The organism is Ruminococcus sp. 1001136sp1_2201st1_G3_2201SCRN_220225 (assembly GCF_040924365.1).
In the GTDB taxonomy this organism is placed as follows: domain Bacteria; phylum Bacillota; class Clostridia; order Lachnospirales; family Lachnospiraceae; genus Blautia_A; species Blautia_A faecis.
Map to the genome: position 1 here is coordinate 95,593 of NZ_JBCOME010000002.1, position 26,876 is coordinate 122,468.

The 26,876-nt window shown below is 44.4% G+C and carries 25 protein-coding genes; 2 read left to right on the forward strand and 23 right to left on the reverse strand.

Features of this window, described 5'->3' with window-relative positions:
- Positions 1-44: 44 nt before the first annotated feature.
- From AB5642_RS01470 to AB5642_RS01550, 17 genes are all read right to left on the reverse strand, one after another.
- The gene (locus AB5642_RS01470) at positions 45-1,526 is read right to left on the reverse strand and encodes a penicillin-binding protein 2 (protein WP_173769064.1); all 1,482 of its coding nucleotides are present in this window, start codon (positions 1,524-1,526) and stop codon (positions 45-47) included.
- Positions 1,450-2,823 carry an FtsW/RodA/SpoVE family cell cycle protein gene (locus AB5642_RS01475; RefSeq protein WP_173769065.1) on the reverse strand — a complete coding sequence of 458 codons (1,374 nt, stop codon included), beginning with the start codon at positions 2,821-2,823 and terminating at the stop codon, positions 1,450-1,452. Before AB5642_RS01475 ends, AB5642_RS01470 begins: the two co-directional genes overlap by 77 nt.
- A gap of 6 nt (positions 2,824-2,829) precedes the next feature.
- Complete coding sequence (locus tag AB5642_RS01480; RefSeq protein ID WP_173736109.1) at positions 2,830-5,037, reverse strand: U32 family peptidase; 2,208 nt, start codon at positions 5,035-5,037, stop codon at positions 2,830-2,832.
- A 143-nt stretch (positions 5,038-5,180) separates the two neighbouring features.
- Positions 5,181-5,588, reverse strand: a complete 408-nt coding sequence (locus AB5642_RS01485) for a cell division protein ZapA (RefSeq protein WP_148461999.1) — start codon at positions 5,586-5,588, stop codon at positions 5,181-5,183.
- A gap of 247 nt (positions 5,589-5,835) precedes the next feature.
- On the reverse strand, positions 5,836-6,837 hold the full coding sequence (gene ruvB, locus AB5642_RS01490) for a Holliday junction branch migration DNA helicase RuvB (protein ID WP_148461998.1): 1,002 nt from the start codon (positions 6,835-6,837) through the stop codon (positions 5,836-5,838).
- Between the two features lie 89 nt (positions 6,838-6,926).
- Positions 6,927-7,541, reverse strand: a complete 615-nt coding sequence (gene ruvA / locus AB5642_RS01495; protein ID WP_148461997.1) for a Holliday junction branch migration protein RuvA — start codon at positions 7,539-7,541, stop codon at positions 6,927-6,929.
- A gap of 342 nt (positions 7,542-7,883) precedes the next feature.
- The gene (locus tag AB5642_RS01500; RefSeq protein ID WP_227199151.1) at positions 7,884-9,053 is read right to left on the reverse strand and encodes a YibE/F family protein; all 1,170 of its coding nucleotides are present in this window, start codon (positions 9,051-9,053) and stop codon (positions 7,884-7,886) included.
- A 121-nt stretch (positions 9,054-9,174) separates the two neighbouring features.
- Positions 9,175-10,737, reverse strand: a complete 1,563-nt coding sequence (locus tag AB5642_RS01505) for a metallophosphoesterase family protein (RefSeq protein WP_148461996.1) — start codon at positions 10,735-10,737, stop codon at positions 9,175-9,177.
- A gap of 235 nt (positions 10,738-10,972) precedes the next feature.
- On the reverse strand, positions 10,973-12,259 hold the full coding sequence (locus AB5642_RS01510; protein WP_148461995.1) for a putative ABC transporter permease: 1,287 nt from the start codon (positions 12,257-12,259) through the stop codon (positions 10,973-10,975).
- Positions 12,260-12,314: 55 nt separating this feature from the next.
- Complete coding sequence (locus tag AB5642_RS01515; RefSeq protein WP_368371423.1) at positions 12,315-12,458, reverse strand: DUF6783 domain-containing protein; 144 nt, start codon at positions 12,456-12,458, stop codon at positions 12,315-12,317.
- 111 nt (positions 12,459-12,569) lie between these two features.
- Entirely contained in the window at positions 12,570-13,367 is a 798-nt protein-coding gene (locus AB5642_RS01520; protein WP_148461994.1) for an RnfABCDGE type electron transport complex subunit B, read from the reverse strand.
- A 12-nt stretch (positions 13,368-13,379) separates the two neighbouring features.
- Positions 13,380-13,955, reverse strand: a complete 576-nt coding sequence (gene rsxA, locus AB5642_RS01525) for an electron transport complex subunit RsxA (RefSeq protein WP_173715976.1) — start codon at positions 13,953-13,955, stop codon at positions 13,380-13,382.
- Between the two features lie 6 nt (positions 13,956-13,961).
- Positions 13,962-14,672, reverse strand: a complete 711-nt coding sequence (gene rsxE / locus AB5642_RS01530; protein WP_173715975.1) for an electron transport complex subunit RsxE — start codon at positions 14,670-14,672, stop codon at positions 13,962-13,964.
- A complete protein-coding gene (locus AB5642_RS01535) occupies positions 14,669-15,283 on the reverse strand; it encodes an RnfABCDGE type electron transport complex subunit G (protein ID WP_173715974.1) in 615 nt (204 codons plus the stop codon). The genes rsxE and AB5642_RS01535 overlap by 4 nt, the downstream gene beginning before the upstream one ends.
- Positions 15,280-16,260 (reverse strand): RnfABCDGE type electron transport complex subunit D, encoded by a 981-nt coding sequence (locus tag AB5642_RS01540; RefSeq protein ID WP_118578045.1) that lies wholly within the window; start codon positions 16,258-16,260, stop codon positions 15,280-15,282. The genes AB5642_RS01535 and AB5642_RS01540 overlap by 4 nt, the downstream gene beginning before the upstream one ends.
- Before the next feature lie 17 nt (positions 16,261-16,277).
- Positions 16,278-17,603 carry an electron transport complex subunit RsxC gene (rsxC, locus tag AB5642_RS01545; protein ID WP_256144057.1) on the reverse strand — a complete coding sequence of 442 codons (1,326 nt, stop codon included), beginning with the start codon at positions 17,601-17,603 and terminating at the stop codon, positions 16,278-16,280.
- Between the two features lie 100 nt (positions 17,604-17,703).
- Positions 17,704-18,594 (reverse strand): hypothetical protein, encoded by an 891-nt coding sequence (locus AB5642_RS01550; protein WP_368371418.1) that lies wholly within the window; start codon positions 18,592-18,594, stop codon positions 17,704-17,706.
- Between the two features lie 132 nt (positions 18,595-18,726).
- Here AB5642_RS01550 and AB5642_RS01555 point away from each other — a divergent pair, with 132 nt between their 5' ends.
- Together AB5642_RS01555 and AB5642_RS01560 are read left to right on the forward strand one after the other, a co-directional pair.
- Positions 18,727-19,749, forward strand: coding sequence for a ribonuclease H-like domain-containing protein (locus AB5642_RS01555; protein ID WP_243879965.1), 1,023 nt, complete (start codon positions 18,727-18,729; stop codon positions 19,747-19,749).
- A 115-nt stretch (positions 19,750-19,864) separates the two neighbouring features.
- The gene (locus AB5642_RS01560; RefSeq protein ID WP_368365915.1) at positions 19,865-20,044 is read left to right on the forward strand and encodes a DUF6783 domain-containing protein; all 180 of its coding nucleotides are present in this window, start codon (positions 19,865-19,867) and stop codon (positions 20,042-20,044) included.
- 1 nt (position 20,045) lies between these two features.
- On the opposite strand, the gene rpsA is transcribed toward AB5642_RS01560, so the two are convergent.
- The 6 genes from rpsA to AB5642_RS01590 all read right to left on the reverse strand — a co-directional run bounded on the left by rpsA (position 20,046) and on the right by AB5642_RS01590 (position 26,873).
- Positions 20,046-21,125: a 30S ribosomal protein S1 gene (gene rpsA, locus AB5642_RS01565; RefSeq protein WP_118578042.1), complete on the reverse strand. Its 1,080-nt coding sequence runs from the start codon at positions 21,123-21,125 to the stop codon at positions 20,046-20,048.
- A complete protein-coding gene (gene ispH / locus AB5642_RS01570) occupies positions 21,106-21,975 on the reverse strand; it encodes a 4-hydroxy-3-methylbut-2-enyl diphosphate reductase (RefSeq protein WP_148461991.1) in 870 nt (289 codons plus the stop codon). The genes rpsA and ispH overlap by 20 nt, the downstream gene beginning before the upstream one ends.
- Before the next feature lie 3 nt (positions 21,976-21,978).
- Positions 21,979-22,647 carry a (d)CMP kinase gene (gene cmk, locus AB5642_RS01575; protein ID WP_148461990.1) on the reverse strand — a complete coding sequence of 223 codons (669 nt, stop codon included), beginning with the start codon at positions 22,645-22,647 and terminating at the stop codon, positions 21,979-21,981.
- 60 nt (positions 22,648-22,707) lie between these two features.
- Positions 22,708-23,985 carry an NAD(P)/FAD-dependent oxidoreductase gene (locus AB5642_RS01580; protein ID WP_148461989.1) on the reverse strand — a complete coding sequence of 426 codons (1,278 nt, stop codon included), beginning with the start codon at positions 23,983-23,985 and terminating at the stop codon, positions 22,708-22,710.
- 239 nt (positions 23,986-24,224) lie between these two features.
- Positions 24,225-25,637, reverse strand: a complete 1,413-nt coding sequence (locus tag AB5642_RS01585; protein WP_148461988.1) for an oxaloacetate decarboxylase subunit alpha — start codon at positions 25,635-25,637, stop codon at positions 24,225-24,227.
- Positions 25,638-25,724: 87 nt separating this feature from the next.
- A complete protein-coding gene (locus AB5642_RS01590; protein ID WP_148461987.1) occupies positions 25,725-26,873 on the reverse strand; it encodes a sodium ion-translocating decarboxylase subunit beta in 1,149 nt (382 codons plus the stop codon).
- Positions 26,874-26,876: the final 3 nt, after the last annotated feature.

Consider the following 26,876-nt stretch of genomic DNA (forward strand, 5'->3'; position numbering starts at 1 on the left):
CTTTTTCAGAAAACTGGCAACAGGGAATATAATATAGATTGCTGTTAGTTGGCGTAATAAGCATCAAAAATCTGTCCCGCAATCGGAACTGCTGCCTCACTGCCGGAGCCTCCATTCTCCACGATCACGGCAACCACCAGATCCGGATCATCTACATTGGAATAGCCGATAAACCAGGAATGGCTGTGTCCTTCCTCGTCAAACTCCGCGGAACCGGTCTTACCTGCTACTGTATAGCTTCTGCCGGAAAGTGCGGAAGCTGTACCGGAATCAACCACCTGTTTCATTAATTTGCCAAGAAGATTGGCCTCATTGGAACTCATCAGCCGTTTATAAGCTACCGGCTCTGTCTTTTTTACTGAATCGCCATTGTCATTTACCACCTCGTCAATAAGATAAGGTTTCATCAGAACACCATCATTTGCAATGGCACAGGTGATCAATGCCATATGCATAGGCGACACAAGAGTATTGCCCTGTCCAATGGCAGTCTGCATGATCAGAGGAGTTACGGAATCTGCATCAAGGGAAAAGCTGCTGGTTCTGTAGGAGTTCAGCGGCAGACTCTTATTAAACAGAAGATCCTCTGCAGTCTCGCGAAGAGACGCACCCCCAAGACCAACTCCAATATCTGCAAATGCACAGTTGCAGGAATTTGCAAATGCAGAATAGAAATTCTCCTGCCCGTGAACTGTATTGTGATAACAGTGGATCGTGTGATCCTGCAAGGTGATACTTCCCTCACAGAGATAATTGTATCCCTCAAATGTTCCCTTTTTGCGGAAATAATCAAGTGCAGTCACAACCTTAAAGGTAGAACCTGGCGGATATGCACCATTTGTGGCTCTGTTCAGAAGACTGCTGTCATTCTCATCGTTGACCAGATAGTCCCAGTTGTCCCCAATGGTATTTGGATCAAAATCAGGCTTGCTCACTTCTACAAGTCTTTTTCCGGTAGATGGTTCCATTACCACAACAGCCCCTCTTCTGTCACCCAATGCATTGTAGGCAATACTCTGAAGATTGGCATTCAGGGTAGATACAACTGTATCTCCGGTATTCTTCTCATTAAGGAACTGGTTCTTCATCTGAGTCAGAAAAAAAGAATGGGAAGTCAGAAGGGTAAAGTTCGCTTCTGATTCCAGACCGCTTTTTCCATTGGTATCATACCCCACAACATGAGAGAACATATTGGAATATGGATAATTACGTGTCTCAGTTCCATCCTCACTTACATTGGTCTGCGCCAAAACCTGTCCATCAGAAGACAGGATCTTACCTCGTACTACACGGTCGGAAAAGGAATCCTGTCTGGTATTGTAAGGACTGTTAATAAAATCATCGCTTTTAAAGCCATCAAAATAAATCAGATACCCGATCATACTGATAAAAATAATCCCAAAGAAGATGGAAACAAAGGTATATTCTTTATTTCTGGCTTTGCGCTTTTTAGTAATCTCTTTCTTCCGCTGCCTCAACAGCTCTCTGTCTCGCTCTCTTTGCTGCCTCTCGTCGATGTCTCTCAATTTCTTCGTCCTCGTCCTCTCTATAAATATACAAGCCCTGGATAATAGCGATCATCAAAATCATACACATTATGGAACTTCCTCCATAGCTGACCAGAGGAAGGGTCACGCCTGTCATAGGTATGAATTTGGTGGCACCTCCAACGGTAAGGAACACCTGAAACGCATATTCCGTACCAAGACCAATGGCGATCAGTTTATAAAACGGATTCTTAATCTGCAGGGCAATCTCCACGATAGTAAGGAAAAAGCTCATACACACAAAGATCAGGCAGATGGCAAAAATCCCGCCAAGCTCCTCGCAGATTGCACTGAAAATAAAGTCGTTTTTTACAACCGGAATTTTCTCCGGAGAGCCTTGGCAAAGTCCCATTCCAAACCATCCGCCTGTACCAATGGCAAACAGGGACTGTACGATCTGGTATCCTTCATTCTGATAAACTGCCATAGGATCTTTCCATGCACTGACACGCTGCCTTACATGGCCAAACAGGTGATATGCCACTACAGCGCCTGCTGTACCGCCTGCAATTCCAATGCAAAGGTATGCCGGCTTCCTAGTTGATACATAGATCAGCACCAGATAAGCCACAAAAAATATTACAGCACTTCCAAGATCTCTTGAAAGCACCAGGATTCCCACATGAAGACCTGCCACAATAGTAGCCAGCACAACTTTCTTAAAAGTTACCTCTCTTGCCAGAAGGGATGCCATAAAGAACACGAAGGTCAGCTTGATCACCTCGGAAGGCTGGATTCCCATCAGAGAGAGCTTGGCGCCGTAACTTGTCTGTGCCAGAACAAGAACTGCTCCAAGAAGAACAACTCCAAGCCCTGCATACACCCAAGTGAGATCCTTGAGAAATTTCATCCTGCGGATCATAACCGGAATCACCAGCGCCACTGCACTTCCGCACGCAACGATCAAAAGCTGCTTATTGGCAGAGGCAATATCCAGCCTGCACAGCATTATAAATCCAACGCTTAAAAGCATGCACATGTTATTTAAAAGCAGCATAGACGCATTTTTATAAATTCTGCGGTATAAAATAAGGATCGCAGCAAAATATATCATCATTTCTGCATAAAAGATGACAACCTTAAAATCAAAGGTTTTCAGAAAAATCACAACAAATGCGGTAAAATCCAGGAAAAAGGTTAAGGTGATCTGACTTCTTAAAAGTCCTTTCCTGTCTGAAGCGTGTTTCCCGACAACAAGGTAGTAGCACAAAACTGTGTACACGATCATCAGTGTCAGGATCACATATTTGGATAATTCAACAACAATATTAATCATACGCCTTTACTCGGCTCCTCTTTTAAAATGACCTTTTGTAAACTCATATTCGTGAGATACCCGGCCGCCATGATATGCAGCCACAAAATCTTCCACGATCCGTTCTGTCTCTTCCCTGCTTTCTATGGTAAAAGCCAGTCTTACAGATGAAACACCAAGTTCTTCCACCCTGCCTGCTTCCTTCAAAAGCCCGTATGGCAGACTGTTATAGATGATATTATAACATGAATCTGCCGCCTTTGTATTTCCCATTTTCCATGGGCGGCAATAACAGACCACAGGAAATTCCTTGTCATAACGGTCTTTCAGAACAAGCCTCTCCTCCTGTCCATTGCAGCCGGAAGTATTCTTGCGTACACACTGGGCGCTGTGCATAAGAGGCAGACGGCCGTAGACAATCATCTCACTGCCTGCATTTTCCCTGTGGCGAAGTTCCTTCTCATTCAGCTCCAGGGGAACTGTATTTCGAAGGATTCCCTGATCTTTCCAGAAACGGATGGCTTCATCATTCCAGGTATACAGGGAGTGATCCAGCACACACTTGTCTGCCAGTCCCATCTGTGCCAGTGCACTGTAGGACTCCAGATTCCGCACAAGAAATCCGCTCAGCCCTGCTTCCAGCCACTTTTTCACCTGCTCCATATAACCTTCCGGTGGATTTTCTCTTGTAATATGAGGAAGAGAAAGGTACATTTCCTTTCCATTGTCAAGACCTGTCTGCAAATGTTTCTCCATTAATGCGTAAGGAAGATAAATGCCCTGGATTCCGGTCTTTTGGCAGAGGACTTCAGAAGCATCCTCGTTTTCACAGGACACGTAAACCGGAATGTATTCCTCTTTATTGCGGGGAACATTATCATGAATCACAACATCACGGATTTTTGCCGGAGTCTCTTCTGCAATTCTCTTAACCCGCTCGTCTCCCACATTTCGCCTGTATTTTCGTAAAAGCTTCTCCTTCAGATTCTCTAATGCCTGATGCCGCGCCTCATTTAAAGTCTTCATGGGAACAAAAACGGAATCCTCCATATAAATTTCCAGTTTTTCCCATATAAATGAGGTGTTTCCCAGCTTGTCCATCTGCTGACGCACTCGTTCTTCCGTTACCGGCTGGCTCTTTGCGTATTGTACTTCTCCAACACATTCATATGCATCTTCTCCCTGGCAGGAAACATGAAGAAGGACCGGAGAACCGGGGACAAGGTGAAGTTCACCTGTGATTTTCTCTTTCAGCTGCTTCGTTTCCAGGAAAACTTCCCCTGTTTTTTTCTCATTTGTAAAAGCCATCATCTGAGGACCATTTCCCATCTGATAGTAGCCTGTACAGGAACCGCCTCTGTTAAACAGATCCAGAAGATATTTTTTATCTTTTTCTGTCACATGATAATTCGCAGGTCCTTTTTCAAAAAGAAAATCCAGATATTTCCGATACATACCGGTAACGCCAGCAGTGTAAGCCGGCTGCTTCATTCTGCCCTCTATTTTCAGAGAAGTAACTCCCGCTTCTATAATTTCAGGCAAAATTTCAATGGTGCAGATATCTTTCAGGCTTAACGGGCAGAATTCTCCTTTTCCATACTCTTTTGCCCTGAAATTCTTCACCTGGTACGGCAGACGGCAAGGCTGGGCACAACGACCTCTGTTTCCGCTTCTGCCTCCTAAAAGACTGCTCATCAGACATTGTCCTGAATAGCTGTAGCAAAGTGCTCCATGGACAAAAGCCTCTATCTCAATTGGACAGGCTTCATGCATGCGTGAAAGCTCCTGAAGGGACAGCTCTCTTGCTGCAACCACCCGGGTTGCTCCCTGTTCTGCCAGAAACTTCATACCTTCCGGGCCGGTCACCGTCATCTGTGTACTGGCATGAAGATGAAGCTTGGGAAATTCCCTCTTCAGAAGGGAAAATACTCCCATATCCTGAACGATCACTGCATCAAGACCAGCGTTATAGTAAGGTTCCAAATAGGAAACCAGGTGTTCATTTAGTTCTTTGTTTTTCAACAGGGTGTTGACAGTGAGGTATAGCTTCCTGCCATGAATATGTGCCACATCAATAGCCCGAAGAAGCTCCTCTTCATTAAAATTCTGGGCATATGCCCTGGCTCCGAACATCGTACCACCTACATATACGGCATCTGCGCCTGCTCCAAGCGCTGCCTCAAAGCCTTCGTAGGAGCCGGCAGGAGCCAGCAATTCTATATTGTTCTGGTTCAAAGTTTGTCCTCCATTTTATGTGAAAGTCTCAGATCTCAGCAGAAAAAATACCGCCTCAGTCCACGGCATTTTTCTCTTATCTGCCAGACAGACGATTTGCTGATAAAGGAAAAGAGGAATCACCTAAGCAATCCCTCCTGCTATTATTTCAGCATTTCATCCAGTTCTTTTTCCAGTTCTTTTACTTTACCTTCCAGAAGATTCTTCCCGTCAAGAGCTTCCTGCTCATTCTTCTGTGCTTCTTCAATCTGCATGCGAAGGGAAATAAGCTCGTGCTTCAGGTCATACATCTCCTGATCCTTCTGCTGCAGGTCAAGTTCGTAAGTCTCCACCTGCTTCTTCGCCTTGAAGTAATCGTCTGTAATATTCAGGCTGAGAAGCATATGCTTGGTCTCCATAGGCTGTCTGCCGTATCCTGGCACAGTCTCCAGCTCTCCTATCTTCTTATTCATATATGATGCAACCTGCTGGAAATATTCCTCTGATTCATATCCTCCCAGGGTAATGATCTTACCCCCGATGATCACCTGTGCTGTATTCTTGACCGCCATTCGTTCAAGCCTCCTGTATCTTTATACTACCAGATTCTCCTTACACTGTTACACGAAAATAATCCGTCGCTTTCATTCTATAGCCGGTAACCTTTTCGTGGAATATTATCTGTAAATCTAATATTCTCACAATGTGTCCGGAAAAACCAGTCTGTTTACTATCTTTTCGTATCATAATTTATGTAAGCACTCCTATTATAATCGAAAAGTGTTGAAAAGTATAGGATTTTTTACAAAAGTTTATCTTTTATATTTCCGGAACAGGAAAACCAAGGTGTTCGTAAGCAAGTGCGGAGGCCGTCCGCCCTCTCGGGGTGCGGTTCAAAAAGCCATTTTTCAGAAGGTACGGCTCGTATACATCTTCTAAAGTACCGGAATCTTCACCGATGGCTGCTGCCAGAGTGTCAAGTCCAACAGGGCCGCCTTTGAAATTTACAATAAGAGTAGTCAGGATCTGGCGGTCCAGTTTGTCCAGGCCGTACTGATCTACTTCCAGAAGGTTCAGGGCAAAGCATGCAACATCGTAAGTGATCCTTCCATCATATTTCACCTGGGCAAAATCACGGACACGCTTTAACAGACGATTTGCAAGACGGGGGGTTCCCCGGGAGCGCATGGCGATCTCTCCGGCACCTTTCACGTCAATTTCCACTCCAAGTACCTGGGCAGAACGCATAATGATTGTGGTTAGTTCCTTCTTACTGTAAAATTCCAGATGATGAATCACACCAAAACGGTCGCGGAGCGGCGCAGAAAGAAGTCCGGCTCTGGTGGTAGCACCTACAAGGGTAAATTTCGGCAAATCCAGTCGGATCGACCTGGCGGAAGCACCCTTCCCGATCATAATATCAATGGCGAAATCCTCCATAGCAGGGTAAAGCACCTCTTCCACCTGTCTGTTCAGGCGGTGGATCTCGTCCACAAAAAGAATATCCCCTTCCTGAAGATTATTCAGAATCGCCGCCATTTCTCCAGGCTTCTCAATTGCAGGGCCGGAAGTCACTTTCATATGCACACCCATTTCATTGGCAATAATGCCGGAAAGGGTAGTTTTTCCAAGTCCCGGAGGGCCATAGAAAAGGACATGGTCCAGGGAATCGTGACGCTGTCTGGCAGCTTCAATATATATTTTTAAGGTATTTTTGGTTTTTTCCTGACCAATATACTCGTCCAGGGTCTGTGGACGAAGATTCCCTTCCAGAGAAAAATCCTCTTCCATAACATCAGTGGTTATGATACGATTGTCCATTTTTTACCTCTTGAAATTAATGTTTGCATTTATATAAAGGGATGCATTCCATTCACGATGGCACCCCTTTGCGAAAAAATTTATAGGATCTAGAAATTCTTCAGCGCAGCTTTCAGGATTCCTTCTACATCCGTCGGCTCCACATCTGTCACCTTACGCACTGCGCGGAGGGCATCTGTACTGCTGTAACCAAGTGCCACCAACGCTTCAACTGCTTCCTGTCTGGCATCTGTCATTCCTGCTCCAGCTGCAGCTGTAGTAGCCTGAACCTGTTCATTGGCAAGCTTCTGCTCAAAGGCTTCTTCCAGACTGAGCTTATCCTTCAGCTCCAGGATCAGCTTCTGGGCTGTTTTTTTACCGATTCCAGGGGCTTTTGACAAAGTTTTCACATCATCGGAAAGAACAGCAAAGCGAAGCTCATCTGCAGTGATTCCTGCCAGAACTCCCAGAGCAGCTTTCGGTCCAACTCCGTTTACACCAAGAAGAAGTTTAAACACCTGTAAATCATCTTTATTGAAAAAGCCATAGAGAACCATTGCATCTTCTCTTACCTGAAAATAAGTATGAAGCTTCACTTCCTGTCCAATGTGTAGCTGTGCCAGTGCGTTTCCGGTCATATTTATTTCAAATCCGATGCAATTTGATTCTATGATTGCAGAATTCTCGGTAAGGTCTGCTACTGTTCCTCGGATGAATGAGATCATGGGGAGGACCTCCTGTTTTATCTATTGTAAAGAGTTATATTCGAAATTCTTTGTCATCATACCATATCTAATAAAAAAAAGCAAACATTCATTCGGGTAAAAATAAATTCAAACGGACGCGATGGAGCCAGTCATATTCCACGCGGACCGCCGCAACGTTCCACCAAGCTAATGGCCAACTACAACTAAGACGTTCAGGAGAGCCTTCACGTCTAAGTTTACGTAGGCCATGGATCTTGGCTTCACTAAAACCACGGCTTAAATGGTCTGCTTAGGAATAGGACTGGCCCCAACGCTGGTAGTCGGCTAAAACTAATCTTTTCCCGAACAGTCATAAAATACTTAACAGTCCTTTTTCACAATTTTTCCATGATAAAGAACCGTACAAATAAGAACCGTCAACGGCACTGAGAGCACAATGCCGAAACTTCCCGCCAGCCCCTGCATGATGGCGATTCCAATGTTATTGGAGTTGATAATCTGCTGGTAAGGAAGGTCGTAAGCGTAGTCCAGGAGGAGCATGCTTACACTGCTTCCGGCAAAAGCTAGGATCAGAGTGTTGCTGTCTGTACCCATCATGTCACGGGCTACATGCATTCCGGCTTTGAACAGGTCGGCGCGGCTCATTGCCAGGTTTTGATTATAGATTTCGTACATGGAACTGCAGACAGACATTGCCACATCCATCACGGCGCCCAGACAGGAAATAAGAAGGCCTGAGAAAAGGAGACCGCCTACCTGGATTCCATTTGTGTTCCATAAGGTCATCAGCGTCTCAATATCGGAAACATTGTAGCCTGTGATTCCAGATGCCATGCTGAAAAGCCAGGCGGAAATTCCGGCGATTACTACGCCGGCTACGGTTCCTGCCGTGGCTGCTATGGTTTTTCTAGTAGCTCCGCCGATCATGTACATTGTCACCAGCGTAGTGATAAAGCACATAAATACGGCCGCTCCAAAAGGAGACACATTCCGATAGATCAGTGGCAGATACACAAAGATCACGCAGAAAAAGGTAAACACAAGCCCGATACATCCTTTTATACCCTGGCGTCCGCCTATAGCGCACAGTGCCAGGAGATAAAGTGCTGCAAAAATGTAGATCACCCATTCCCTGTCCTGGGTGTACACACTGGCGATGGTGGTATCTCCAGCCACACTTTGCATCACGATTACTTTCATTCCAACTTTACATGCAGCGCCGAACAGGTAACCGGAGCTGCTGGTTATTTCAAGTTCCTCTCCTTTTCGGACACCGGTCAGCATACGCACACGAACCTTTTGCTCTCCCACACGGGTTCCGTTGTCCTCCAGATTATCCTGAAGAATTTCTGTCACTTCTGCTTTTTCAAAGGTCTGCCCTGTACGGACAACCAATTCTGTTTTGTCCACCTGGTTCAGTTGGTAAACAAAAACTCCAAATAATACAATTATTACTCCTAAGATACAGCGCCAGACTGCTTTTTGGGAAAAGCGAAGTCCGGCGTTGTTTTTATTTTGCATCTGATTCATTTTTATTACTCATTTCTGTCACTTATTTTCTTGGCTTCCAGCTCTTTTCACACTTTTTTCTGCGTTAAAAACGCTTACAGTAAGTGTTAAAAAGGGCTGTTTGCATATCTTTTACTGCAATTTATTTTGCAGTTATCTCAATTGTAAAGGTATCATCAATTGCCTCTACACTTCCGTCATCTGTAATCTGATAAGTATCAATGGTAAATTTCTCTGCATCCATTGTGATAATGGAATAGCTTGGAAGCCAGTTCTGGCTGCGGGCTGCAATGTAATCCTGCTGTGTGGAAACAAGCTCATAGTATTTGGAACCGGAAGCAGAGTTTGCAGTCATGTAAAGAGTTCCCTGTGGATCTGTTACGGTATTGCCGTCTACATCTTCAATGGTGTAGCACTGGTTGTCCTCTTTGAATGCGTCAAGTGCAGCCTTCGCTTCCTCGTCGCCGTCCTCCGGATTTAAAGTGATCTGCTCGCCAGTCTCAACATTTGCAGCGTGATCCCAGTCATAATCAGTTCCATCTGCATTTAACTGGAACTCATAGCTCTGGTGAGTCTGTCCGTCACCATAAAGAAGTTTAGAACGGCTGTATGTATGGTCATGTCCCTGAAGTACTACATCAATGTCATTTGCATCAAATACAGGAGTCAGCTGTGTACGAAGGATCATACCGTCTGTATCAGAATGGTCAAGTCCAGAACCGTAGATATCCTGATGGATGGTTACGATACGCCATTTTGCATCCGGATAAGCCTTTACAGCCTCTTCGATAGTATTCTGATGCTCTGCTACATTGTAATTGTTGGTATTCAGAACAATGAAAAGTCCCTCGCCATAGCTGTAATAATAGTCTCCGCCAGCTGCTGTTTTTCCATTTTCTGTGTTGTTCGGGTTATTGAAATGATATGCGTAGTCTGGATTCAGGGAATCATGGTTTCCAATGGTAGTTGCTACTGGAAGGCTTGCAAGTGCATCTGCGCTAAGATAAGAAGCATACTCTTCCTCTTTTGCAGCACCGGTTTTGTTTACCTGGTCACCGGCAGAGATTACAAAGTTTACGTCCGGGTTTTCTGCAAGTGCTGTATTTAAGGTACGATTCCAGGAAAATCCGTCATTTCTGGCTGCTGTGTTTGCTGCCCCATCATCTGGAACCAATTCAGCACCGTCCTGTGTCTGACCCTTGGAAGCGCCTACCTGTGGGTCACCAACATAGATCATTTTTACTGTGTCAGTACCCTTTGTTGTATATTCAACAGGCTCTGTCTGCTCACCATTTTTCTCAACAGTATAATAGTAAGTGGTGTTTGGCTCAAGGCCTGTAACGGTTACATGATTATATTCGTAAGCTTTATCGCCGGTAAGATCCTGGTCAACATCTCCAGCCTCTCCTTCGAAGGTATCCAGAGTCTCTTTGTCAGTTCCGAAGTGAACAACCGGTGTTGCTGCTGCATCTGTTTTTTCACTGTACCATGCAAAGTTCAGTTCAGTGTCATCTTTTCCCGGGGTAAGAGAAACCTTTGTAAAATCCGTGGCAGTTGCATCCCAGTTTGCCACCCATTCGTCCCAGCCGCTCTCAGCTCCAACTACACTGCTGTCGGTATAATGCTCAGTAGCACCAAAGGCTGTGGAACAAACAGTTGTCATTGCAAAAACAGTTAAAATTGCGGCGATATATTTTCTTTTCATAATAATAAAATACTCCTTTCAGATGTAGGAAGGAAACTTGCGGGCCCTTATTTCCTTGTCCGAAAGGAGTATAGCATTCTAATTTTCAGAAAACAATAGTGTTTCCTGTCTTTTGACGCATATTTAACAGTACTGTCACATGTGCATTCTGTTCTTTTTTTAATTCTTTACACAGTTTACATTGTTTTTACAATTAATACTTTTATCTGGGTTTGACACGTATTTGAAAAAGGTTCTAATCCACTTTTTTCGCTTTCGGATATACCTGTGCCATCCGACCATCATCAAAATGTTCATCTACCCAGCTTTCAAAACTGTTTGCAGCTTCTATTCCATTGCTTCTGGCATTATAACGTGCCAGTGCTGCACTGGATATAATTCCGTCTGCAAGCATAAATATGATCAGAAGCCAGGTAATGATTTTTCCAATTTTTACCGGAATCTTCTCGATCAGCCTGGAAACAGGCGGATAGAATATTTTAAACCATGCCACTGCTGCAAATCCCCAGAAGAAACAGTACAAAAGATTGATTCTTCCACCAAGGTTAAACGGGATATCACTGTAATCCCAGAATACAGTTCCAAATACGATTTCTGTGAAAACACTGCAGATATATTCATAGGCACCGCCAAGAAATGTGCCCATCCAGAAAAGGAACTGCTGGGAGCGGTTTCTGTATTTGTAGAGAAGAGCTGTAACTGCTGCAATGGCAAGGCCCCACACAATACTGAAATCTCCCCACACCACACTGCTGCGGCTCATCCAGTATCCAGCTGTAATCCGGCAGAAAATAGTCTCTGTAATATCTCCAAGAAATGCGCCGATAAAAAACAGCAGTACAATTTTATAAAAGCTGCAGCCGTAGGCAAAAATCTCCGGATGTGCCTCTTCTTTCTCCGTGTGCTGCTTCTGAGGATATGCTTTGGTAATTCGACGATTTACAACATCATCAATTTTTGCCCCAAGCTTCTTTGTTACGGAATCAATATCCCGGTCAGCGGCGATCCATCTTTCAGGATTCTTGCTGTGTCCAAAAAGAATGGTCAGCGTGGCAATGGCATCCACTGCAAGGAAGCCCAGAAGAACCAGTATGATAATTCTGCTTATAAGACCTGGAAGCATGCCATATAAGGACATACAAAGCCCGTTTCCAATTTTGATCACAAATACACCAAGAAGACCCCAGACACAGGAGGTTGGAACACTGACATATCCATCCAGATTCCATTTGATCTTCCGGTAATCCCACCATCTTTCATGGTACCACATTTCAATTAAATGTCCTGCGATCCACTCAAGCAGGGAGGCTACAATGGCACAGCCAAGAAACAGCCAGATACCGGTCAGTTCTCTTGTAAATGCGGTAATGAAGAATCCGCCAAATCCATAGATCAGACAGAATGGACCATTGATAATACCTCTGTTTGCAAATTTTTTCTGTTTCAGGGAAGCAAGAACTGTCTCAAGGACCCATCCTGCGAAGGAATAGATGAGAAACAGCCAAAGTAATTTCCAAATCATATGCATGTCTCCTCTTTTGTGTGTGATATTTAATAAAAAAACCTTGCAGTATTCTTTATCTGCAATTATATAATCCTGATTGGAACATCATATCACACACGAAGTAAAGCGTAAACAAAAAGATGGCTATCTGAAAGGCTTTAGAGCGTGTTTGAAAAAAGCTTTCTGCAAGATGTGCGTCACAATTTGCAGAAATGATTTTTCAAACACGCTCCGCCCCCAAGAATAAAGCCTGTATTCCAGCTGCTGGTTCTCATATAATTTACATTCTATGCCAACAGTCTGAAAATACAGGCTTTTCATTTTTATTTTATGCCTCCCGGATAACCCCTCTCGGACAGGCCTCCTTACATGCTCCGCATCCTGTACACTTCTCATAATCAATATGTGCACAGAAATCTTCCACGGTAATTGCACCGTTTGGACATGTTTTTTCGCACTTCTTACAGCCGATACATCCAATCTCACAGGCATCCATCACCTGTTTGCCCTTATCATGGGAGCTGCAGTCCACAGCCACTTTCTGGTCGTACGGAATCAGCTCGATCAGATGTCTCGGACATTTGGCAACACATTTTCCACAGGCTTTACAAGCTTCTTTATCTACTACTGCAATGCCATCTACAATATGAATGGCATCAAATGGACAGACCTTCACGCAGCTTCCAAAGCCACAACAGCCATATGTACAGGACTTTGCACCGCCATTTGGCACGAAAGGAAGCATCTCACAGTCTTCCACTCCAGTGTAAACGTACTCTTCCTTCGCCTTTTCACAGGTTCCGGAGCATTTTACATGAGCTACCTGACGGGCAGTCTCAACTGCCGCCAGTCCCATAATACCGGCAATTATTTTCCCAACAGGCTCTCCGCCTACCGGGCAACGGTTTACAGGCGCTTCACCTTTGGCAATTGCTGCTGCCAGACCATCACAGCCCGGATATCCACAGCCGCCACAGTTATTTCCAGGAAGAGCTTCTCTTATGGCAACTTCCTTCTCATCAATTTCAACAGCAAATTTTTTTCCGGCTGCTCCAAGAAAAACACCGATGAAGAGGCCTACTGCTGCAACCAGAATTGTTGCTGCTATAATCGCACTAATATTCATCCCGACGCCTCCTTAAATTAATCCTGAAAATCCGAAAAATGCAATCGCCATCAGTCCAGCTGTCAAAAGAACGGTTGGAAATCCCTGGAATGATTCCGGAATATCGTTGTAGGCAATTTTCTCACGGATTCCTGCCATCAGCACAATAGAAATGGAGAAACCAAATGCTGTTGCGAAACCGTTTACAGTGCCTTCCAGAATATTGTAATCCTTCTGCACGTTTGTAAGAGCCACACCAAGAACTGCACAGTTTGTGGTGATCAGAGGCAGATACACGCCAAGTGCTTTATAAAGAGAAGGCATACTTTTCTTCAGGAACATTTCTACGAACTGCACCAGTGCTGCAATGATCAGAATGAACACGATGGTCTGAAGGTAAGTCAGATCAAGCGGCTGAAGGATCAGCTTGTAGATCACACTCGTTACAAAGGAGGACAATGTGATTACGAAAATAACCGCACCGCCCATACCAGCTGCAGTATCTGTAGTCTTGGAGACTCCAAGGAAAGGGCAAAGTCCCATAAACTGGCTCAAGACTACGTTATTTACCAGCGCAGAGCTTACAATGATCAGTAATAATTCTTTCATCTTCTCTTACCCCCTTTTTCCCGAACACATGGAATTTCCGCAGGAAGCACAGCCGCCCTTGCAATCCGGATTGCTTGGATCAATGCCTCGTTTTGCAGCACCAATCTTGAATTTGTTCTGAAGCGCAGATAAAAACGCAAGGACAAAAAATGCGCCAGGTGCAAGAATAAAGATAGTTACCGGCTCATAGCCTATTTTTCCCGCTGCAGCATCTGCAAGAGGAAGGATCTGTTTGCCGAAAATACTGCCGGCACCGATCAGCTCACGTACCGCACCGATACAGGTGATACTTAAAGTAAATCCAAGTCCCATTCCAATACCATCAAAAAGTGAAGGAATCGGTTTGTTCTTGGATGCATAAGCCTCTGCTCTTCCCAGAATGATACAGTTTACAACGATCAGCGGAATGTAAATTCCAAGGGAAGAATACAAAAACGGGATAAAACCCTGGAGAAGCATCTGCACAATTGTTACAAAGGATGCTACAACAACGATGTAAGCAGGCATACGCACACTGTCCGGAATAAAATTACGGAGCAGGGAGATCATCAGGTTGGATGCTGCCAGAATTACCGTTGTGGTAAGTCCCATTCCGATACCATTGATTGCGGATGTGGTGATGGCCAGTGTTGGACACATACCAAGCATCAGCACAAAAGTAGGATTTTCTTTGATAATACCATTTATCAGTCGTTCAGATGGTGTATTCTTTTTCATTTCTGGCTGCCCCCTTTCTCATAACGGAATGCGGCAAGTCCTGCATTGACGCCATTTGTCATGGCATTTGTGGTAATTGTCGCACCACTTAAAGCATCGATCTCATCATCAGAGGTGGCACCAGTTTTTGTGTAGGTAAATTTCTCTACGTTCTTATCCTTGAACTGATTTTTAAAATCATCTGTAGTTGCACGCATACCAAGACCAGCGGTCTCACTGATGGATAAAATGGAAATTCCGTTCAGAGTTCCATCATCCTGAACGCCCATGGCAAACTGAATATCTCCGCCGTAGCCTTCTGCTGTGGTTACGGTAAAGGCATAGCCAAGTTCATTTCCCTGGTCATCCTTTGCAAGCATGACTTCATCAATATTCTGAGCCTTGTAACCGTTTTCATCCAGATAGCTTTCCAGATCAGTATCCTCACCGCTTGTAACAGTCTCGAAGCTGGCTGCATCAGCAAATACTGCCTTATATGCCTCTTCCTTCTCTTTCGCCTGCTGGCTTGCAATCGGACCTGCTGTAATATCGTTTACAAGACCAAGAAGCAGTCCGGAAACCAGTGTGATCACAGTCAGCGCAAGAGTATCTTTCACGATCTTATTTTTCATTTCTTCGCGCCTCCTTTTCCAAAAGCAACCGGACGGGTGAAACGCTCAATCTGAGGTACCAGCAGGTTGCAGAAAATAATCGCATAGGAAACGCCCTCTGCGGAAGCTCCGAAAATACGGAAAATTCCGGTAAGAACACCAAGACAGACGCCATATACATACTGCCCCTTTGGTGTAATGGGGCTTGTAACGTAATCTGTTGCCATAAACCATGCACCAAGCATAAGACCACCGCCACAAAGATGGGTGAGCAGATAATTTACATCAAAGCCTTTGCCGGAAGCAAGCATATAGATGATCACAAATACTGCAAAGCTGCCAATATAGGTCAACGGAATTCTGGCGCTGATCACTTTGTAGCAAAGCAGGATTGCTGCACCGATCAAAATGGCAATTACAGATGTCTCTCCGATGGTTCCCTGGATATTACCAAAAATCAGATTCTTAACCGGAACGGAGGAGCCTGCCACAAAGCCATGGTCACGAAGAGCGGCCAGAGGAGTGGCTCCTGTCACACCGTCAACAGCACCTTTAAAGCTGTCTGATACAGAAAAATCTGTCATCTTGCCGGCAAAGGAAATCATAAGGAAACAGCGGGCTGCCAGGGCCGGGTTCATAAAGTTCTGGCCAAGACCGCCAAAAAGCTGTTTTACCACAATAATTGCAAAAATACTGCCGAGCACCGGGATCCAGAGCGGAATTCCTGCCGGCATGTTCAGACCGATAAGAAGTCCGGTTACCACTGCACTGAAATCCTTCACAGTGTTCTTTTTGTGCATAAAATGATCATATAACCACTCTGCAAGCGCAGCTGAACCGGTGGATACCACCAGAACGGCAAGAGCCTTTAATCCATGATTATAAATTCCCATAAGGGCAGCAGGCAAAAGCGCTATGACAACCAGCTGCATGATTTTTGCAGTGGTCATCCTTGCCCGGACATGGGGATTAGATGATACATTAAACATTTGTTCCATTTATTTCTTCCCCCTTATTATTTCTTCTTCCTGCTTGCCAGAACCATTTTACGCATGGACTTAATGCTCTGGGTCAACGGACGTTTGGCCGGACAGATGTAACTGCAGCAGCCGCATTCACAGCATTCCATTCCATCAAACTTCTGGAAGCTCTCCATATCGCCGCGCTGTGCAAAGGTCGCAAGTCTTGCCGGAATAACATGTCCGGGACAGACGCTTACACAGCGTCCGCAGTTAATGCAGGCTGTCTCTTCCTCTTTCGCATCTGATACCGGGTCACTCTGCATACACAGAAGGGAAGAAGAGGTCTTCACACATGGTACATGAAGATCATACATGGCAAATCCCATCATAGGACCGCCGGAAATCACCTTACCGGCATGCTCCTTCAGGCCACCGGCTGCGTCGATCAGTTCGGCCATATCCGTTCCTGTACAGACTTCAAAATGTGCCGGACGGTTGATGCCCTTACCGGTTACTGTGAAAATCCGCTTCATGATCGGTCTTCCAAGTGCCACTGCGTCATAAATACTGCATATTGTTTCAACATTATCTACAATACATCCGGCATCTGCTGGAAGCATGGAGGAGTTGATTTCTCTTCCTGTCACTGCATAGATCAGGGTACGCTCACCACCCTGGGGATATTTGGTCATCAATTCTTTTACTTCGATATTCGGGACTCCGGCAGCCAGTTCTTTCATTCTGGCAATACAATCTGGCTTATTGTCCTCAATGCAGATACAGCCCTTTGCATTTGGAAAAAGTCCGACTACAATCTTTAATCCTTCCACAACCTTCTCCGGCTGATCCATCATGCGCCTGTAATCACTTGTAAGATAAGGCTCACATTCTGCACCGTTCACCAATATGTATTCAATCTTGTCAGGCTCCTTGGGGGAAAGCTTCACATGTGTGGGAAAGCCTGCACCTCCAAGACCTACTACACCGCCGTCGCGAATCCTTCCGATAATCTCCTCACGAGTAAGCGAAGCCGGATCTGCCGGGTGGAATTCCACCTCTTCATACAGTCCGTCATTCTCCACTATAATGGAATCTACCATACTTCCGGTAGCTGTCAGACGTTTCTCAATCCCTTTCACTGTACCAGATACAGAAGCATGAACAGGAGCAGATACAAATCCGCCTGCTTCAGCGATCATCTGACCAGCAAGCACATGGTCACCCTTTGCAACCACAGGCTTCGCCGGAGCACCAATGTGCTGGGACAATGGGTATGCCAAATCTGCCTTAGGAAGATATTTCTCCACCGGACAGTCCTTTGACATTTCTTTCCCCTCGAAGGGGTGTACGCCTCCTTTAAAAGTTAATCGCACTAATATTCACCGCCTTTATTTTATTGATTACTGACTCTTTTGTCCGCAGCAACCTGATTTATTGTCTGTTTGATTTATATTATTAATATCACTTTTGTCTGAGTATTTATTCAGCGTCTTTATTTCTCCTGCCAAATCCATATTTCTTATGGATCTTATATCCACGGTTCAAATTCGGATATGCCTTTACAAAACGCTGCATGTTGTGGCTGACCTTTCCTGCCATAGCCTCTTTACGCTTCTGAAGCTCTTCAGAGATATCTGACAGCATAGCAGTTCTCTTCTCTTCCAGTTCCTTGATCAGAGCAACATCATCAAGGCGTCCCAGCTTGCTCTCCAGCTGTTTCTTGATTCTCTCTCTGGAAAGTCCGCTGCTCTCCTCCAGATTCTCCATCTTCTCACGTGCCTGTACAAGCAGTTCTACACGCATCTGATCCAGCGCCTGCTCCCATGCAGGAATACGCTCGTGAATATGGAATGCAGCTGCAGCTGAGAAAGCGAAATCCACTATGTAAACAACTGTGACCACACAAACTGCAATCTCACCTGTTTTTCTGGAGTAAAGCTCTACAAAATCAGAGACCACCGGATGAAGGACTCTGAAAAGCCCTACTGTAAATAAGCCCCATCCAAGGGAACATCCCAGGCAGATACGTCCCTGAAAATTAAACTTCTTATCACTGTAGTCCCACCATGACGTATGGAAAATATTCTCCATCAGAGCTGCTGTCACATATTCCAAAGCCGTTGCAACTACAACTCCTCCCACAAACAAAAGAAGCAGATCCCCGCTTACAGGAAGAAGAATCAGATAAACAGCAAGTGCTCCGCAGCCATATATGGTACATAAAGGACCATTGATAAAGCCTCTGTTTATCAGCTTGCCTTTTCTCACCGATACATAACAGGTTTCCCACAGCCATCCAAGAAAGCTGTATATATAAAACCAATTGGCAATGTGATAGAAATCCACTCCGTTAATTGCTAACTCCCACATAGATTTCTCCTTTTCTTTATATATTCTGACTATTCTATACATTCTACTATACCGCATTTTATGAAAAAATTCACTACCTAAAAATAAAAAAATTGTGTATAATTAAATACAATCCATGAAAGGAGTATAAACATGCTGATTGTTAAAAAAATGCCGATTTTACAAGGTTTTCCGGACTTTGAGACTGTTAAAAATTTATCTGGAAATGCTACTGAGAATGTCAATTTTTCACCATTATTTTATGATATTGAAACCACTGGATTGGGACGAAATTCATCTTTTTTATATTTAATTGGTGCAGTTTGCTATGAATCTGGTTCCTGGCAGCTTTATCAGTGGCTTGCTCCCGATTTCCGGGAAGAAAAAGCATTATTGGAGGTTTTTTCAGAATTTATAAAAAATTTCAGCTGTACCATCCAATACAATGGAGATTCTTTTGATCAGCCTCACCTTCAGGCTCGTTATAAATTCTACGAGCTGCCAGATCCTTTTGAGGGGATTTCTTCTTTTGACCTGTATAAAATGCTTCGCCCTCTGAAGGGATTTTTAAAGCTCCCAGGGTTAAAGCAGGAACAGATGGAAGCCTTTCTTGGAGAACAGAAGCGCATTTACTGTAATGGCGGGGAATGCATTAAAATCTATAAAAAATATATGGCACACCAGGAGCAGACGGACCTGGATACGGTTATGGGACACAATATGGAAGATCTTCTCGGACTTGGCGATGTGTTTAAAATGATGGGGTATCTTGCACTCAGGGATGGTGAATTTACTATTCGCGGAACGGATTTTGACGGTGAAAATCTAATTTTGCAGATGAACCCCCATTACAGCCTGCCCGCTTCCTTTTCTAACGGCACAGAAGAATTCTATATTACAGGTCAGGACAATCTGGTAAGCCTCCTTGTAAAGCCTTTCAATGGCCGTATCCGCCAATATTACAGCGATTACAAAAGTTATGATTATCTGCCCGGAGAGGACATGGCAGTACCTAAATCTATTAGCAAATTTATGGAAAAAGGACTGAAAAAATCTGCTACAAGAGAGACCTGTTATACCTGGTTTCCATGCACAGAAGAATTTCTGGAAAATGAAGAAAAGCAAAAGCAATATTTAATACATACCCTGGAATTTTTATTTTGGAAATTAAAATAAACTTTCAACCCATATTCCAAAATTCCCAAAACCTTTTTCAAACATACTCAAACTTCCAAAGCACGTAAAATCTCACGTAAAAAAGACATCATCCCCAGAGCGTATCTGAAAAATCATTCCCGCAAATTGTGATGCACATCTTGCAGAAAGCCTTTTCCAGACACGCTCTAACAGACAATGTCTTTTTACTAATATCATATTCATGATATCAAAACCAACCGCCATTCACAAATCCTGTGAATGGCGGTTATTTACATGGGATAAAAGAAATGCACAACACATCCCTCTTGGTTAAATTATTCCTCTACAGACTCTTCCTCAGCCGGAGCCTCAAGAGCTTTCATGCTAAGGCTGATCTTCTTGTCTTCGCCATTGAAATCAACAACTTTAGCCTGGATCTCCTGTCCGATTGTAAGCACATCAGATGGTTTTGCAACGTGCTCTCTGGAAATCTGAGATACATGAAGAAGTGCATCTACGCCAGGTGCAAGCTCAACAAATGCACCGAAGTCTGTCATACGTGCAACTTTACCAGTTACTACGTTTCCAACAGCGAAATCCTCAGCAGCTGTAAGCCATGGATTCTCCTCCGGGAATTTCATTGTAAGAGCAATCTTCTCGCCCTTGATATCTTTGATCATAACTTTAACAGTCTCACCAACTGTGAAGACTTTCTTCGGGTTCTCTACTCTGCCCCAGGACATCTCAGAGATGTGAAGCAGTCCGTCAGCGCCGCCCAGATCGATGAATGCACCAAAATCTGTAACGTTCTTAACAACACCCTCTACTGTATCGCCAACATGGATACGCTCCATAAGCTCCTGCTGTTTCTTAGCTTTCTCAGCAACAAGAAGCTGTTTGCGGTTACCAATGATGCGGCGTCTTCTTGGATTGAACTCTGTGATAACGAACTCAATCTCCTGATCAGCATATTTGCTGAGATCTTTCTCATATGTGTCGGAAACAAGGCTTGCAGGAATGAATACACGTGTCTCCTCAACGTTAACACATAATCCACCGTCAAGTACCTGAGTTACAGGAGCCTTTAATACTTCCTGGTTCTCGAATGCTTCCTCAAGGCGTTTATTGCCTTTCTCTGCAGCAAGTCTCTTGTAGGTTAAGATAACCTGGCCTTCGCCATCGTTTACCTTAAGCACTTTGGCTTCCATGGAGTCACCTACATGTACAGCGTCTGTGAGTACTACGGAAGGATCATTGCTATATTCACTCTTGGTGATAATACCATCAGCTTTATAGCCAATATTCAGGATAATTTCATCTTCTTTCACATCGATGACCTTTCCCTGTACGATTTCTCCATTTCTGATTGTTTTTACGGAATCTTCCAGCATCTGTTCAAAACTTAATTCTGACATGTTCTTGAACCTCCTCAATAATTTTCTTTGGGGTTGAAGCCCCTGCTGTAATACCTACATAACTACTGCATTGGAACATATCTGAATCCAAGTCTACAGGTGTTTGTATATAGTAAGTATTTTCACATTCCTTTTTACATATTTCAAACAGCTTTTGAGTATTGGAACTATGTCGGCCTCCTACGACTAACATAGTGTCTACCTCTCCGGCTATGCTCTTTGCTTCTCTCTGCCGTTCTTCGGTAGCATTACAAATAGTGTTTAAAATATTAAGAATATTTAAAACAGTATTATCATACCTCTTTTTGCGGAGAATTTCAACTAAATCTTTAAATTTATTATAATTAAATGTGGTCTGCGACACAATGCACACATTTTTGCCTTCCGGAGGCACGAAATCCAGTGCGTCCTGTTTGGTGCGGATCACAGTATATGGTCCTATACACCAGCCGCAGATTCCCACAACCTCAGGATGATCCGGATCTCCAATGATCACAATATGGGAACCGGCTTTGCTCTCCTTTTCCACAATCCGGTGGATCTTCAGGACAAAAGGACAGGTCACGTCCACATAGGAAAGGCCGCACTCTTCCAGCTGATCGTAGACTTTTTTTCCAACACCGTGTGAGCGGATCACTACGGTGCTGCCCTCTGGAAGAGTTTTCAGTTCTTCTTCTGAAGCAACACGGACACCTTTCTTTTCCAGATCATTTACCACTTCTTCATTGTGGATGATGGGGCCCAGGGTAAAAAGCCTGTCCGGACAGCTGTCGATCAGTTCATATACCTTATCTACTGCACGCTGCACGCCAAAGCAAAAGCCTGCTGTTTTTGCAACTTTTACTTCCATGGTTTATTCCACCTTATCTTTGTAAATTCCAAGGATCGCAGCTACCACTTCATCAATGTTCATAAGAGAAGAATCCACAAGCACTGCATCCTCAGCCTGGCGAAGAGGAGAAATTTCTCTTGTCATATCCTGATGATCCCGGTTTTCAATGTCTTTCTTGATTTCTTCAAGATCAGCACTCTCGCCCTTGGCAAGATATTCATCATAACGCCTCTTAGCTCTGGTCTCCACGCTGGCAGTAAGATAAATCTTCACCTGTGCGTCCGGAAGAACTACAGTTCCAATATCCCTGCCATCCATTACCACATCGTTCTTTGCTGCCAGATTTCTCTGAAGATTGAGAAGATGTGCCCTTACCGCCGGGTTTGCAGATGTTTTGGATGCCATGTTTCCAACCTCTTCCGTACGGATATACTGATTTACATTCTCACCGTTAAGAATTACAACTTGCTCTCCATTTTCATATCGAATGGAAACCTCAGCGCTCTGACAGTTACCTGCAACTGCTTCCGCATCTGTTCCGTCAATTTCATTTCTCAGCAAATAAAGTGCAACGGCACGGTACATAGCGCCTGTATCTACATAAATAAAAGACAGTTCCTTTGCCACTCTCTTTGCAATTGTGCTTTTGCCTGCTCCTGCCGGCCCGTCAATGGCAATGTTACATCCCATTTTCTCTGTTACCTCCTCTTAAATCGCAGTTTTTTCACTTCTTACATTTATAACAGATTTTTATTCATTTTTCAATGCCATAGCTGCAAGATATGCGGTAGACCATGCAATCTGGAGATTATAACCGCCGGTCACTGCATCCAGATCCAGTACTTCTCCGATAAAATAAAGCTTCTTTACCCTTCTGGATTCCATAGTACCAGGCTGGATATCCTTCACAGAAACACCACCTCTTGTAATAACTGCTTCTTTATATTCTCCCATTCCATTGATGGTAAATGGGAAAGCTTTCACCAGTTCTTCAAAGTGCATTCTTTCTTCCCTGGAAATATCGTGTATCTTTTTTTCCGGAGAAATACCACCCAGTTCCAGCATGACAGGTGTAAGGGATGATGGAAAAAGTACGCCGATCACATTCTTAAACTGTTTGTTCTGTCCTGCCTCAAATTCCCGCAGAATTCTGGCATCCAGCTGTTCCATGGTAAGGGCAGGCTTCAGATCCAGATAAGCATTCAGCTCTCCGGATTTCTGCAGTTGTTTGCCAATATGTGCGCTTGCAGATAAAATCATGGGGCCTGTCACGCCAAAGTGGGTGAACATCATCTCGCCAAAATCCTGGAAAAGCACCTTTTTGCCTGACTTAATCGTAAGTTCAGAGTTTTTTAAGGAAAGTCCCTGAAGTCTTGGGATATAATCCTCTTTTGTCTTAAGAGGAACCAGAGACGGAGAAAGCTCCGTTACTTTATGGCCGGTTTCCTCTGCAAAGCGATAACCATCCCCTGTGGAGCCTGTTGACTGATAGGAAAGTCCTCCAGTGGCAACCAGAACATGGTCGCCCTCCATAAAACTTCCATCTGCCAGTTCTACACCGGTTACCTGGCTGTGATGTGCCTTTTTCTCATCCACGTCCGGTTCCTCATAAGGACTGACCTTCACATTTTTCACCTCTGTGCGAAGATGGATATATGCGCCAGCTTTCTTAAGTTCCCGTTCCAGACCGCGGATAATATCTGAAGAATGGTCAGACACAGGGAAAACCCGGTTACCTCTCTCTGTCTTCAGTGGAACTCCCGCTTCTTCAAAGAATTCCATTACGTCCTGGGGTGTAAAAGAATAGAAAGCACTGTACAGGAATTTCGGGTTAGACATAACTGCCCGGAACAGTTCTTCCGTGTCACAGTTATTTGTAACATTGCATCTGCCTTTTCCTGTAATATACACTTTCTTTCCAAGTTTCTCATTTTTCTCCAGAATGTGGACCTCATGTCCTGCCCTTGCCAGATAAACACCGGCCATCATTCCAGCAGCTCCGCCGCCTACGATCAATATTTTACTCATTTAGATACCTTTCATAAATCTGTTCGAAAACCTTTTTCTGCGGAATTCCCAGGTTGTGACCAGCCGCCCCTGGCGATATTTGCCCACTGTAGAATATTTTTTTCATACCGGATTCAAACAGTTTTGTGTATATTTTTTAAAAAGACACGTGCAAAAACCTTCTCTGCACGTGTCTTTCGTCGTAATTTCTATAGGATCAGCATATAACCTGTCCCATAGAAATCCTTATTCCTCACTGATTAAACCGGATATGCTCCGTTTTTGGTATCAGCAACAGTCTCATCCACCTTTTTCTCCTGAGCCTGACGATACTTGAAGAAGTCAGTAGCAACCTGTGGGAACAGTGCATAGGACAGAACGTCCTCATCCTGCTCTTTATACTGTGCCATCTCGCCTTCAAGTTTGCCCAGCTCATTCTCAAGAAGATCTGCCGGACGGCATGTGATCGGCTTCGTATCACCGATGCATTTCTTCTGAACTTCCGGATTGAATGGTTTTGCTGTAGCGCCATATTTTCCGCTGAGAACATCCTTTGTCTCTTTGGTAACCATCTTGTATCTCTCGCCCATGAGAACGTTAAATACAGCCTGTGTACCAACGATCTGGGAAGACGGAGTAACAAGCGGCGGCTCACCAAGGTCTTTACGCACACGCGGAACTTCCTCAAGAACATCATAGAACTTGTCTTCTGCATGCTGCTCTTTCAGCTGGGAAGTAAGGTTGGATAACATACCACCCGGTACCTGATACAGAAGAGTCTTAATGTTTACGCCAAGGTTCTTCGGATTCAGAAGGCCGCTCTCAAGAGCCTCGTCACGCATTGGACGGAAGTAGTCTGCGATCTCAGCAAGAAGCTGCTGATCAAATCCGGTATCATATGGAGTGCCTTTGAAGGTCTCAACCATAACCTCAGTTGCAGGCTGGGAAGTACCCAGTGCAAATGGAGACATTGCAGTATCGATGATATCAACACCAGCTTCAACAGCTTTTAAGTAAGTCATGGAAGCTACACCAGAGGTGTAATGTGTATGAAGATCGATCGGGATCTTAACAGTCTCTTTCAGGGCTGTAACAAGCTCAGTTGCCTTATATGGAAGAAGAAGACCGGCCATATCTTTGATACAGATAGAGTCTGCACCCATTTCCTCGATACGTTTCGCAATGCTTGTCCAGTACTCAAGAGTATAAGCATCACCAAGTGTATAGGAAAGAGCAACCTGTGCATGGCCATGCTCTTTGTTTGCAGCATGTACAGCAGTCTGAAGGTTGCGAAGGTCGTTCATACAGTCGAAAATACGGATGATATCGATACCATTTGCCAGAGATTTCTGAACAAAATACTCTACAACATCATCAGCGTATGGACGGTATCCAAGAATGTTCTGGCCACGGAAAAGCATCTGCAGCTTTGTGTTCTTAAATCCTGCACGTAATTTACGAAGTCTTTCCCACGGATCCTCATGAAGGAAACGAAGGCTTGCATCGAAAGTAGCACCGCCCCAGCACTCAACTGCATGGTAGCCTACTTTATCAAGTTTATCAACGATTGGAAGCATCTGCTCTGTTGTCATACGGGTTGCAATCAGGGACTGATGTGCATCACGCAGAATAGTTTCCACAATTTTAACAGGTTTTTTTTCAATTTCTGCCATAATTGTTCTCCTTATTTATTTAGTTCATCCGGACTTCCCGGTTTCACTATAGAAAGCCGGGAAAAATCCGAATTTCTGGTATCATTATTAGATTCCGTAAATAGCCATAAATGCTCCTGCAGCAACGGCTGTACCGATAACACCGGCAACGTTTGGTCCCATTGCATGCATCAGAAGGAAGTTGGTAGGATCTGCCTCAGCACCAACCTTCTGGGAAACACGGGCTGCCATAGGTACCGCAGATACACCGGCGGAACCAATAAGCGGATTGATCTTGCCGCCTGTAAGCTTGCACATAACCTTTCCGAGCATAACACCGCCGAAAGTACCACATGCAAATGCCACAAGACCTAATACAACGATCTTCAAAGTGTCCACATTCAGGAATGCCTCTGCACTTGTGGAAGCACCAACAGATGTACCAAGAAGGATAACTACGATGTACATAAGTGCATTGGAAGCTGTCTCTGTAAGCTGTTTTACAACGCCGCACTCTCTGAACAGGTTACCAAGCATAAGCATACCAACCAGAGGAGCTGTTGTCGGAAGAATCATGCAGACAACGATTGTGATTACGATTGGGAAGAGGATCTTCTCAAGCTTGGATACAGGACGAAGCTGCTCCATCTTGATTTTACGCTCTTTCTCAGTAGTAAACAGTTTCATGATCGGAGGCTGGATGATCGGAACCAGTGACATATAGGAATATGCCGCCACGGCGATCGGTCCCATAAGAGCAGTCTGACCAAGCTTACCAGCAAGGAAAATGGAGGTCGGACCATCTGCACCACCGATGATGGAGATTGCTGCTGCTGCTTTTCCATTGAATCCAAGGAAGATTGCAAGGAAGTAAGCTATATAGATACCGAGCTGCGCTGCAGCACCCATCAGGAAGCTTTTCGGATTCGCGATCAGCGGACCAAAGTCTGTCATGGCACCTACACCCATAAAGATAAGGGAAGGAAGAATACTCCACTCATCAAGGATGTAGAAGTAATGAAGAAGACCACCAACACCGTTGGACATGTCTTCCGGATTTGCCATAATGTCCGGATAAATATTAACAAGGAGCATACCAAATGCAATGGGAACAAGCAGCAGAGGCTCAAATCCCTTTGCAATGGCAAGATATAAGAATACACAAGCAACCACGATCATCAGGTAGTTACCCCATGTCAGATTAAAAAATGCGGTCTGATGGATCAGGTTGGACAAAGTGTCTGCTACGTAAGACATCCT

Excerpts from the sequence above, each read along its gene's own strand:
- AB5642_RS01550 (WP_368371418.1), bottom strand. The coding sequence starts at position 18,594 with ATGTGGGAGTTAGCAATTAACGGAGTGGATTTCTATCACATTGCCAAT.
- AB5642_RS01485 (WP_148461999.1), bottom strand. The coding sequence starts at position 5,588 with ATGGCGGTCAAGAATACAGCACAGGTGATCATCGGGGGTAAGATCATT.
- AB5642_RS01500 (WP_227199151.1), bottom strand. The coding sequence starts at position 9,053 with ATGAATCAGATGCAAAATAAAAACAACGCCGGACTTCGCTTTTCCCAA.
- rsxA (WP_173715976.1), bottom strand. The coding sequence starts at position 13,955 with ATGAAAGAATTATTACTGATCATTGTAAGCTCTGCGCTGGTAAATAAC.
- ispH (WP_148461991.1), bottom strand. The coding sequence starts at position 21,975 with ATGGAAGTAAAAGTTGCAAAAACAGCAGGCTTTTGCTTTGGCGTGCAG.
- AB5642_RS01520 (WP_148461994.1), bottom strand. The coding sequence starts at position 13,367 with ATGAATATTAGTGCGATTATAGCAGCAACAATTCTGGTTGCAGCAGTA.
- cmk (WP_148461990.1), bottom strand. The coding sequence starts at position 22,647 with ATGGGATGTAACATTGCCATTGACGGGCCGGCAGGAGCAGGCAAAAGC.
- AB5642_RS01555 (WP_243879965.1), top strand. The coding sequence starts at position 18,727 with ATGCTGATTGTTAAAAAAATGCCGATTTTACAAGGTTTTCCGGACTTT.
- ruvB (WP_148461998.1), bottom strand. The coding sequence starts at position 6,837 with ATGGACAATCGTATCATAACCACTGATGTTATGGAAGAGGATTTTTCT.
- AB5642_RS01590 (WP_148461987.1), bottom strand. The coding sequence starts at position 26,873 with ATGTCTTACGTAGCAGACACTTTGTCCAACCTGATCCATCAGACCGCA.
- rpsA (WP_118578042.1), bottom strand. The coding sequence starts at position 21,125 with ATGTCAGAATTAAGTTTTGAACAGATGCTGGAAGATTCCGTAAAAACA.
- AB5642_RS01535 (WP_173715974.1), bottom strand. The coding sequence starts at position 15,283 with ATGAAAAATAAGATCGTGAAAGATACTCTTGCGCTGACTGTGATCACA.
- AB5642_RS01580 (WP_148461989.1), bottom strand. The coding sequence starts at position 23,985 with ATGAGTAAAATATTGATCGTAGGCGGCGGAGCTGCTGGAATGATGGCC.
- AB5642_RS01540 (WP_118578045.1), bottom strand. The coding sequence starts at position 16,260 with ATGGAACAAATGTTTAATGTATCATCTAATCCCCATGTCCGGGCAAGG.
- AB5642_RS01510 (WP_148461995.1), bottom strand. The coding sequence starts at position 12,259 with ATGATTTGGAAATTACTTTGGCTGTTTCTCATCTATTCCTTCGCAGGA.
- ruvA (WP_148461997.1), bottom strand. The coding sequence starts at position 7,541 with ATGATCTCATTCATCCGAGGAACAGTAGCAGACCTTACCGAGAATTCT.
- AB5642_RS01475 (WP_173769065.1), bottom strand. The coding sequence starts at position 2,823 with ATGATTAATATTGTTGTTGAATTATCCAAATATGTGATCCTGACACTG.
- AB5642_RS01505 (WP_148461996.1), bottom strand. The coding sequence starts at position 10,737 with ATGAAAAGAAAATATATCGCCGCAATTTTAACTGTTTTTGCAATGACA.
- AB5642_RS01585 (WP_148461988.1), bottom strand. The coding sequence starts at position 25,637 with ATGGCAGAAATTGAAAAAAAACCTGTTAAAATTGTGGAAACTATTCTG.
- rsxE (WP_173715975.1), bottom strand. The coding sequence starts at position 14,672 with ATGAAAAAGAATACACCATCTGAACGACTGATAAATGGTATTATCAAA.